At 69.1% G+C, this 8471-nt stretch carries 7 protein-coding genes and 1 tRNA gene; 3 read left to right on the top strand and 5 right to left on the bottom strand.

What is annotated here, in order from left to right:
• The coding region (locus tag AB0I22_RS15790; protein ID WP_363131314.1) for a transcriptional regulator at positions 1 to 477 on the top strand (477 nt) is incomplete at its 5' end.
• Positions 474 to 2129 carry a site-specific integrase gene (locus AB0I22_RS15785; RefSeq protein ID WP_363131313.1) on the top strand — a complete coding sequence of 552 codons (1656 nt, stop codon included), beginning with the start codon at positions 474 to 476 and terminating at the stop codon, positions 2127 to 2129. The genes AB0I22_RS15790 and AB0I22_RS15785, both read left to right, overlap by 4 nt.
• Positions 2130 to 2416: 287 nt before the next feature.
• Here AB0I22_RS15785 and AB0I22_RS15780 read toward each other — a convergent pair whose 3' ends face one another.
• Together AB0I22_RS15780 and AB0I22_RS15775 are read right to left on the bottom strand one after the other, a co-directional pair.
• Positions 2417 to 2959, bottom strand: a complete 543-nt coding sequence (locus AB0I22_RS15780; protein ID WP_363131312.1) for a hypothetical protein — start codon at positions 2957 to 2959, stop codon at positions 2417 to 2419.
• A 396-nt stretch (positions 2960 to 3355) separates the two neighbouring features.
• Positions 3356 to 4201 carry a hypothetical protein gene (locus AB0I22_RS15775; protein ID WP_363131311.1) on the bottom strand — a complete coding sequence of 282 codons (846 nt, stop codon included), beginning with the start codon at positions 4199 to 4201 and terminating at the stop codon, positions 3356 to 3358.
• A gap of 379 nt (positions 4202 to 4580) precedes the next feature.
• On the opposite strand from AB0I22_RS15775, the gene AB0I22_RS15770 reads away from it, so the two are divergent.
• Positions 4581 to 5144: a hypothetical protein gene (locus AB0I22_RS15770; RefSeq protein ID WP_363131310.1), complete on the top strand. Its 564-nt coding sequence runs from the start codon at positions 4581 to 4583 to the stop codon at positions 5142 to 5144.
• Between the two features lie 159 nt (positions 5145 to 5303).
• Here the strand turns inward: AB0I22_RS15770 and AB0I22_RS15765 are convergent.
• The 3 genes from AB0I22_RS15765 to AB0I22_RS15755 all read right to left on the bottom strand — a co-directional run bounded on the left by AB0I22_RS15765 (position 5304) and on the right by AB0I22_RS15755 (position 8430).
• A tRNA-Arg gene (locus AB0I22_RS15765) sits at positions 5304 to 5376 on the bottom strand.
• A 363-nt stretch (positions 5377 to 5739) separates the two neighbouring features.
• Positions 5740 to 7191, bottom strand: coding sequence for an aldehyde dehydrogenase family protein (locus AB0I22_RS15760; protein WP_363131309.1), 1452 nt, complete (start codon positions 7189 to 7191; stop codon positions 5740 to 5742).
• Positions 7192 to 7452: 261 nt separating this feature from the next.
• Positions 7453 to 8430, bottom strand: coding sequence for a helix-turn-helix domain-containing protein (locus AB0I22_RS15755; protein WP_363131308.1), 978 nt, complete (start codon positions 8428 to 8430; stop codon positions 7453 to 7455).
• Between the last annotated feature and the right edge of the window lie 41 nt (positions 8431 to 8471).

The following is an 8471-nucleotide window of genomic DNA, read 5'->3' as shown; positions in this document are numbered from 1 at the left end:
CTCCCGCTGGTGGACGTCATGGTCCTGGCCGCCGCCCTGGAGACGTACCCGGCCAGCCTCATCTTCCCGGTCGGCTACGTCGAGACGACCCAGGAGCTGCCGTTCCAGGACCTCGTGCCCACCTGGGACGCCCTGCGGCGCTTCACCGGCGAGCAGGAAGTGTCCGGGTACGACGCGGGCCTGGTACCCGACTTCGAGACCCACACCGACCTCGTACGCACCGCCCTGGCCGCACTCGAAGAAGTCGACCGGGCCCGGTTCACGGCCGAAGCGGCGACCAGCCCCGCCCAGCGGGAAGAAGCCGAGCACAGGCGCACCAAATACGCAGACCAGGCCATCTCCGCCAAGTACCACCTCCGCTACCTCCGCCGGGACCTCCGCGACGACGGAGCCACCCCGCCCGACCTCCCACCCGCACTGGCCGACGTCGACCCGCCAGAGGACGACACCACCACCACACCGGAGGACCGCCTTTGAAGGGCTCCACCCACCGCCGCTGCTACTGCCGCGACCCCCACACCGGCAAACCACTCGGCAAGAAGTGCCCCAAGCTCACCAACCGGAAGCACGGCACGTACTCCGTACGCCAGGAGCTCCCGCCACGCGAAGACGGCACCCGCCGCTCCTTCAGCCGCGCAGGCTACGACAGCCTCAAAGCCGCCCAGGCCGACCTCGACCACGTCCGCGCGCTCCTCGGTCTCGCCGACTCCGACGACGTCGAGGGGCTGGGGCAGATCGCGGAGCTGCTGGAGAAGGTGGCCGAGGAGAAGGCGCCGCTGCCGGACATCGACTCGACCCGCAGGCGTCTCAGCCACGGCCTCGACCTGACCAGCCGAATCACCGTTGGTGACTGGCTGGACATGTGGCTGGCGGGCAAGAAGGGGCGGCAGAGCGCCATCAGTCGCGACGAGAGCAACATCCGGGTGCACCTGCGACCCCGGATCGGGCACCTGCGGCTCGACCGCCTTCGGGTCGCCCACCTCTCGGAGATGTTCGAGGCCATCGCCGAGGCCAACGTCGAGATCGCCGAAGGCAACGTCGCACGGCGCAAGGCGTTCGAGGACCTGGCCCAGATCCCCTGGAAGGGCCGAGAGCATCGCGCCCGCCGCAAGGCGATGAAGGCGGCCATCGCAGAGATGGAGCCCTACCGCCGCATCGTGGGCCCGGCTACCCGCCAGCGCGTCCGCTCCACCCTGCGCGCCGCGCTGAACGCCGCGATCGCCCAGCAGCTCATCACCTTCAACCCGGCGGCCCACGTCGAGCTGGAGGCGGGCAAGCGCCCCAAGGCTCTCGTGTGGACGGACGAGCGCATGCTCCACTGGAAGCGCACAGGCGAGAAGCCCTCGCCGGTGATGGTCTGGACGCCGGAGCACACCGGTCTCTTCCTCGACCACGCCGCAGAGGACCGCCTGTATGCGCTGTTCCACCTGATCGCTTTCCGCGGCCTGCGACGAGGTGAAGCGTGCGGGCAGAAGTGGACCGACACCAATCTCGATGCCGGCCTCATCACCGTGGCCAAGCAACTCGTCGTGGACGGCTGGGAGGTGTACGAGGACGACCCCAAGACCGACGCCGGAGCTCGCACCATCGCGCTCGACTCCGACACGGTCCAGACTCTCAAGCGGCACCGCGCCCAGCAGGACAGGGAACGAGAGGAATGGGGGAGCGCCTGGGTGGAGACCGGCCGTGTCTTCGCCAAGGAGAACGGCGAGATGCTCCACCCCGCCAACGTCACACGGCGGTTCATCGAGCTGTACGAGGAGATCGGCCTCCCACCGGTCCGGCTCCATGACCTCCGCCACGGCGCGGCGACCCTGGCCCACGCGGCCGGTGCCGACCTGAAGGACATCCAGGAGATGCTCGGCCACTCCTCGATCACCATTACGGCCGACACATACACGAGCCTGCTCCCCGAGGCGGACCTGGCGATCGCCGAGGCCGCGGCCCGGCTCGTGCCGCGCGCCCGCGCCGCCTCAGAGAACGACGCGCCGGAAGTCGAGGCCGAGGCGGTAGAGGTGAATGTGCCGGACGATGCCGATGCGGGCGGAGGAATACCGGGACCCGGTACTCCCTCCACTCACGCATTGCTCACGCAAACGGTCCCGGACGACGAGTCCGAGGCCGGGTAGGGCTCCTCTCCCCGGGGTGAGCCCCAGGTCAGGGCGGTGATGCATGGTGCCTCCGGCAGGATTCGAACCTGCGAAACCCACTTTAGGGCGTTCGGTTCAAGAGCTTGAACAGCAGAAATGCGACAAAAGGGCTGGTTGGCTTGGGAAGGTGCATCCTCCCTCTTTCCCTCAGTATCCCCGCCGTACTTGGCCTCACGTGTACGGCGTACGTACTGCTGAGGCGGGGCAGTGCCGCTCGGTGAGCAACCACCGAGCGGCGCCTCGTCCGAGGCGTTGCAGGGGACGCTTCAATCGACGGGCCAGGGCCCTACGTTGGCCGCGAAGCCTTGGAGGTCCAGGCGAGCTAGGGTGACGAATTCGTTGATCACGCGTTCACGTGCAAAGTGGGGCGGATCTGTCTCGTACGGTTCTCCTGAGTGTTCCTGAACCCATAGCGTTGCTACGCCGAGACGCATGCTGATGGCGTCGACGAGTCCCTCGGCGAGATCCATGACGGTACGCGGAGCAATAAGTTCTAGATCTGCCGCAGCTTTGGCCAATGCCTCTCGATGCTCTGGGTTGCGTTCCACCTCTCTGTGAAGGCGGGGCAGGTCGCTTCCCGCCCTCCAAAGGCTTACTTCGTGCCGGGCGGCAGCGCGAGTGGCTCGCACGAACTCGGCGTAAGGTTCTCGCCTGAGTTGCCACAGCCACTGCTCCCTGGCGCTCCGGGCCTGTTTGTCGGCCTGATAGCGCGCGCCCTTGAAGGCGATGATGGCGGCACCCCAGGCGCCGCCAGCACCGATGGTGCCGCCGCCGAGCGCGCCGATGAGTCCGGTAAGTGCTGCATCCATCCGGAAATTGTGACGTGTGAGGCAAGGGGCTATCTCTAAAAGTGGGCGGAGTCCCTGTCCTCTGCCCGCCTCGGATACTCCCCCTAGCGCATGAGCCGGTGCTTAGCGTCGACGTCGGCGAGGACCCGGGCCAGCAAAATTGCTGTGTCCTCGCCCTTGCCGGGCTTCACCACGTGAGCAGTGGTTCCGTCCTCACCGAGACAGGCCCGGAGGAACTCCTAACGACTGGGATGCCGTCCCGTCTCATTGCCGTCCTCGACTTGCCGGCAAGCGCTGAGAGGCCGTCATCCACCACGACCGTGAGGAGCCCACCATCCTGCATGGTGATGGTCGGCCTTGGGATTGGTGAACTCGCATGCTGAGGTGTCGCGTGTTCCGGACAGATGCGGGTCGCCGTCACTCTGCGTCAGCAGTGGACGGGAGCCCGCCAGCCCCAAGGCCGTAGAAGAAGGGCGAGGGCCTGTCGACCCCCGCCCGCTCCAGGAACAGCCCCTCGTAGTGCTGCAGCAGCTCCATGCCGAAGTCGACCTCCGGGGCCGCCCCATCCTCCCTAAAACTGCCGAGAAGAAGCTGCGTCCAGCGCTGCTCTACAGCTGACCACACCACCAGGTGCGAGGGCGCGAAGTACACCCACATTGCGTCGATCTCGTCTGGCAGCATCGGGGCAGTCAGGGTGTGAGCGATCATCGGATCGAGATATTCCACGTAGGGCCGGTCGAAAAAATGGGACACGATGAACCCCACCCGCGCCCTGTCCGGCGAGGACTTGTCCCGCAACTGCTTCGCGGCCTTGGCGATCATCGACTGGGCCGCCTCGACGACATCGTTCGCTGACACGAACATCGCCGAATGAGCGCCGGGCTCTTCACCTCGCTTCAGTGCCCGAGAGACCGCTGCGTCGTGCTCGCGGAAGCCACCAGGTATCGACTTCACCTCGAAGTCGGCGAACTCGACACCGTTTCGGCCGAGTAGCGACGACAGCGCGTCGCAGTTCGAGTCCGCCACGCGGTAGACCAGGTCCACGCCGCCGTGGATGTCTACGGCAACAGGCACGATGCCGAGATAGGTGGTCGTCAGCATCGCCGCGAGATGTTCGCCCGCGGCCAGCTTCAACTTCTTCAGGTCGTCCGCCGGTACGTGCACCGACAGCGCTTCCGCCGCCCAGTCCATCACTTCGTAGGTGATCGCGATGACGTGGGTGCCGATGCCCCCGTCAAGCCTCTTGGCGCTGTCGTCGCTCATAGGCGCGAGTGTGGCAGCACCATGACGCGATCGCGATGGGATTCGGATTGGTGGGCTCGCATGCTGAGGTGTTGCGTATACCTCAGCCTTTGAGGGCTCGTGGTTACCTTGAGCGGTCCCCTGGGCAAAGTGCCGCCAGGCCCCTCCAGACTCGGCGGCAAGAAGGGGCGGCAGAGTGCCATGAGCCGCGACGAGAGCAACATCCGCGTCCATCTCAAAGCGGTGATCGGATACCTGCGACTCGACCGGTTATGGGTCGCACATCTGACGGAGATGTTCGACGCCATCACCGCGGCCAACGCCACACGGCGCAAGGCGTTCGAGGATCTTTCTCAGATCCCCTGGAACGGGCGCGAGTATCGCGCCCCGCCGCAAGGTGATGAAAACCGCCATCGCCGTAATGGGGCCGTACCGCCGCATCGTCGCTCCGGCGACGCCCCAGCGTATCCGTTCCACGTTGAACGCCGAGACCTCTCAGCAACTGATCACCTTCAAGCTGGCTGCTCACGTCGAGTTGGAGGCGGGCAAGCGCCCCAAGGCGCTGGTGTGGACCGAGGAGCGCATCCTCCACTGGAAGCGCACCGGCGAGAAACCGTCGCCGGTGATGGTCTGGACGCCGGAGCACACCGGTCTCTTCCTCGACCACGTTGCGGGGCACCGCTTGTACGCACGCTTCCGCCTGGTCGCGTTCCGCGGTCTGCGGCGCGGCGAGGCGTGCGGGCAGCGGTGGATCGACGCCCTGCTGGACGCCGGGCTGATTACCGTCGCCAAGCAGTTGGTGGTGGACGGCTCGGTCACCATCACGTCGGACACGTACACACGTCTGCTACCCGAAGCAGACCTTGGCGATCGTCGAGGCCGCTGCCGACCTTGTACCGCGCGCATGCACCGTCTCCGGAAGCAACGCCCCCGAAGCGAGGCCCGAGCCCGATGGGGCGGCTGAGCCCGTACCGGATGGGGCTGACGCGTCGGGGAAAATACCGGGGCCTGGCATCCCGTCCGCTCACGCATCGCTCACGCAAACGGCCTCGGACGAGTCGTCCGAGGCCGGGTAAGGCACCTCTCTGGGGTAGAAACCCCAGGTCAGCGACTTGCTGTGCGGTGCCCCCGGCAGGATTCGAACCTGCGACACCCGCTTTAGGAGAGCGGTGCTCTATCCCCTGAGCTACGGAGGCGGGCGGACGGGCCGTGTGGTGGGCACGCGGGGGCCGTTTCGACCACTGACAGGGTAGCGGATGCGGTGAGCGGGGTTCGAGGCTGATGGGTCCGGGGGCGGGGCCAGGAAGCGGCGGGTGGGCTGCAAGGCTTCCGCCGCTTGTCGGAGGAGGCTCACCTGTGGCGGCTGCGGCTTCGTGCTCTGGGGGTACGCCGTCGCGTCCCCTCGTACCGACCCTCCCGCTCGCCGGCTCCTTCGTCTGGCTCTTCGAAGCGCCCGCCCCCTCGCGCTGAGCGGCGGTGCCGTCACCGTGCTCGGCGTCTTCCCCATCCATCGGAGTCATCGACGGGCGGCGGCCGCGAGCCGTCGGGCGGCCAAGGCGTCACCCCAAGTGCATCCACACCCCCTTGACCTCCGTATACGCGTCCAGCGCGTACTTGCCCATCTCCCGGCCCCAGCCGCTCGCCTTGAAGCCGCCCCAGGGCGCAGCGCTGTCCGGGACCGGTGGCATGTTGACGAAGACGGCGCCGGCCCTGATGTCCGCCGCCATTCGGTGGGCGGTTGTGAGGTCCTTGGTCCATACGGCGGCGGCCAGGCCGTACTCGGTGTCGTTGGCGCGCGGGCCCAGTTCCTCGGGGTCGTCGTAGGCCAGTACGGGCAGGACGGGGCCGAAGAGTTCGTCGCGTACGACCGACATGTCGTCCCGGACGCCGGCGAAGACGGTCGGGCGGTAGAAGTGGCCGTCCTCCAGGGCGCCGTCCGCGCGGGCGCCGCCGGTGACCACTTCAGCGCCGTCGGCGATGCCCGAGCGGACTCCCGCGTCGACCTTGGCCAGGTGTTCCGCGCTGACGAGCGGGCCGATCTCGGTGGCCGGGTCGAGGCCGTGGCCCAGTCGCAGGGCGGCGGCGGCCGTGGCGAGTTTGGCTGTGAACTCGTCCGCGCGGCGGCGGTCGACGTAGAAGCGGGTGTACGCGGCGCAGACCTGGCCCGAGTTGAGCAGCGCGCCACGGAGGTTGCCCGCGACCGCCGCGTCGATGTCGGCGTCGGCCGCGATGATGCTCGGGGCCTTGCCGCCCAGTTCCAGGGTGGGGCGTTTGAGGTTTCCGGCGCAGGCGCGGACGATGTCGCGGCCGACGGCCGTGGAACCGGTGAACGAGACCTTGTCCACGCCCGCGTGCGCCACCAGGGCCCGGCCCGGCGCCGGGCCGCCGGTGAGGAGGTTGACCACGCCGGCCGGCACGCCCGCCCGTCCGATCAGCTCGACCAGTCGCAGAGTGGTCAGCGGCGTCTGCTCGGCAGGTTTGACGATGACCGTGTTTCCGCAGGCCAGCGCGGGTGCGAGCTTCCAGGAGGCGATCATCAGCGGGAAGTTCCACGGGGTGATCAGCGCGCAGACGCCCACCGGCTCGCGCCGCGTGTAGTGCACCGTGTCGGGGAAGCTCACGGGCGCGACCGCGCCTTCGATCTTGGTGCACCACCCGGCGTAGTAGCGGAAGTGCTCCGCCGCCCCCGCGACGCTCACGCCCCGCGCCACGCCGATCGGCTGCCCCTGGTCGCGGGTCTCCAGCTCCGCCAGCTCCTCCGCGTGCTCCTCGATCAGCTCGGCCGTACGCCACAGCAGCCGGGCCCGTTCCGCGGCCGTGATCCCCGCCCACGCCGGGTCGGTCAGCGCCACACGCGCCGCCGTCACCGCGGCGTCCACATCCGCCTCACCCGCCTCCGCCACCCATCCGGTCACCGCCCCGCTCGCCGGATCGTGGCTCGCGAACCCGGCGCCGTCGGCCGCCTCCAGCCACTCGCCGCCGATCAGCAGCCGCCCTCGCGTCTCGTCCACGGCGGTCGTCCTCACTGGCCGCATCTGGCTCCTTCCGTATGCGGATACGGGGCGGTACGGCCCCCCGGCCCGCACCCCGTGATCGTCAGTCGTCAGTAGTCGTCAGTCGTCAGTCGTCCGGGGTGCGGGCCGCGTGCCACGACCGTCAGCCGTCTCGGCCGTCAGCCGTCTCTGCCGCGGCCCGCGCCCCATGACCGCCAGCCTTCCGGGCCGCGGCGTGCGGCGCTTGACCGTGGGCGAACAGCCCTTGTCCAGCGCTGCTCACACCCCGCTCGGCGGCCACCCCGCGTCCGCCCCGCCCGTCAGCCGGAACTGGCGCGGGCTCGCCCCGTACGCCGCCCGGAACACCCGGCTGAAATGCGCCGCGTCCACGAAGCCCCAGCGCGACGCGATCACGCCCACCGGCCGGCCCGCCTGCCGCGGGTCCCGCAGGTCGCGGCGGCAGTGCTCCAGCCGCCGCGCGCGAATCCACGAGGAGACCGTGGTCCCCTCCGCCCGGAACAGTTTTTGCAGATAGCGCGTCGAGACGAAGTGCGCGGCGGCGATCATCTCGGGGCCCAGGTCCGGTTCGCCCAGATGCTGTTCGACGAACGTGGTCATCCGCGTCAGCAGCGCCCGCCGCCCGGACGCGGGGCGCGCGTCGGCGCCGTCCAGCTGGTCCGCGACCAGTGTGACCAGCAGGTCCACGATGTTGTCCGCGAGCCGTACGCCGCCGGTCCGCTCGTACTCCTCCAGATGCCCGGCCAGCCGCAGCAGCAGCGCCGAGACCAGCGCGGCCGTGCCCCGCTGCCCGGAGACGCGGACGGCCGTCATCCGGGCCACGTCCCGCGGCGGGATGCGCAGCAGCGGGCGGGGGAGCATCAGCACCAGTTGGCGGTAGCTGTCGTCGAAGGCGAGCGTGTACGGGCGCGTGGTGTCGTACACCGCGAAGTCGCCCGGCGTCAGCGGGGCGTCGCGGCCGTCCTGGCTCAGCACACAGTAACCGCGCAGCTGGAGGCCGAGTTTGAAGTAGTCCTCGGTGGAGGCGGCGATGGCGCGCGGAGTGCGGTGCACCGCGTGCGCGGTCGCGGCGATCTCGGTGACCTGGAGCTCGCCCAGCCGCACGCCGTGCAGCTCGCCCTGGAAGGGGCCCGCGCCCGGGTCCGCGCGCAGCGGCACGAACGCGTCGCAGATCACGCTGCGCCAGAAATCGAAGCGCTCGGCGGCCGACAGGCCTGCCGTGCGCAGGGTCAGGGACACCGCGCCTCCCACCAGGAGCGTGCATGCCCGGGCCATGCTGC

This window comes from Streptomyces sp. NPDC050610 (assembly GCF_040654875.1).
Taxonomy (GTDB): domain Bacteria; phylum Actinomycetota; class Actinomycetes; order Streptomycetales; family Streptomycetaceae; genus Streptomyces.
The sequence above is the reverse complement of the archived record's forward strand: the minus strand, read 5'-3'. Positions and strand labels throughout refer to the sequence as shown.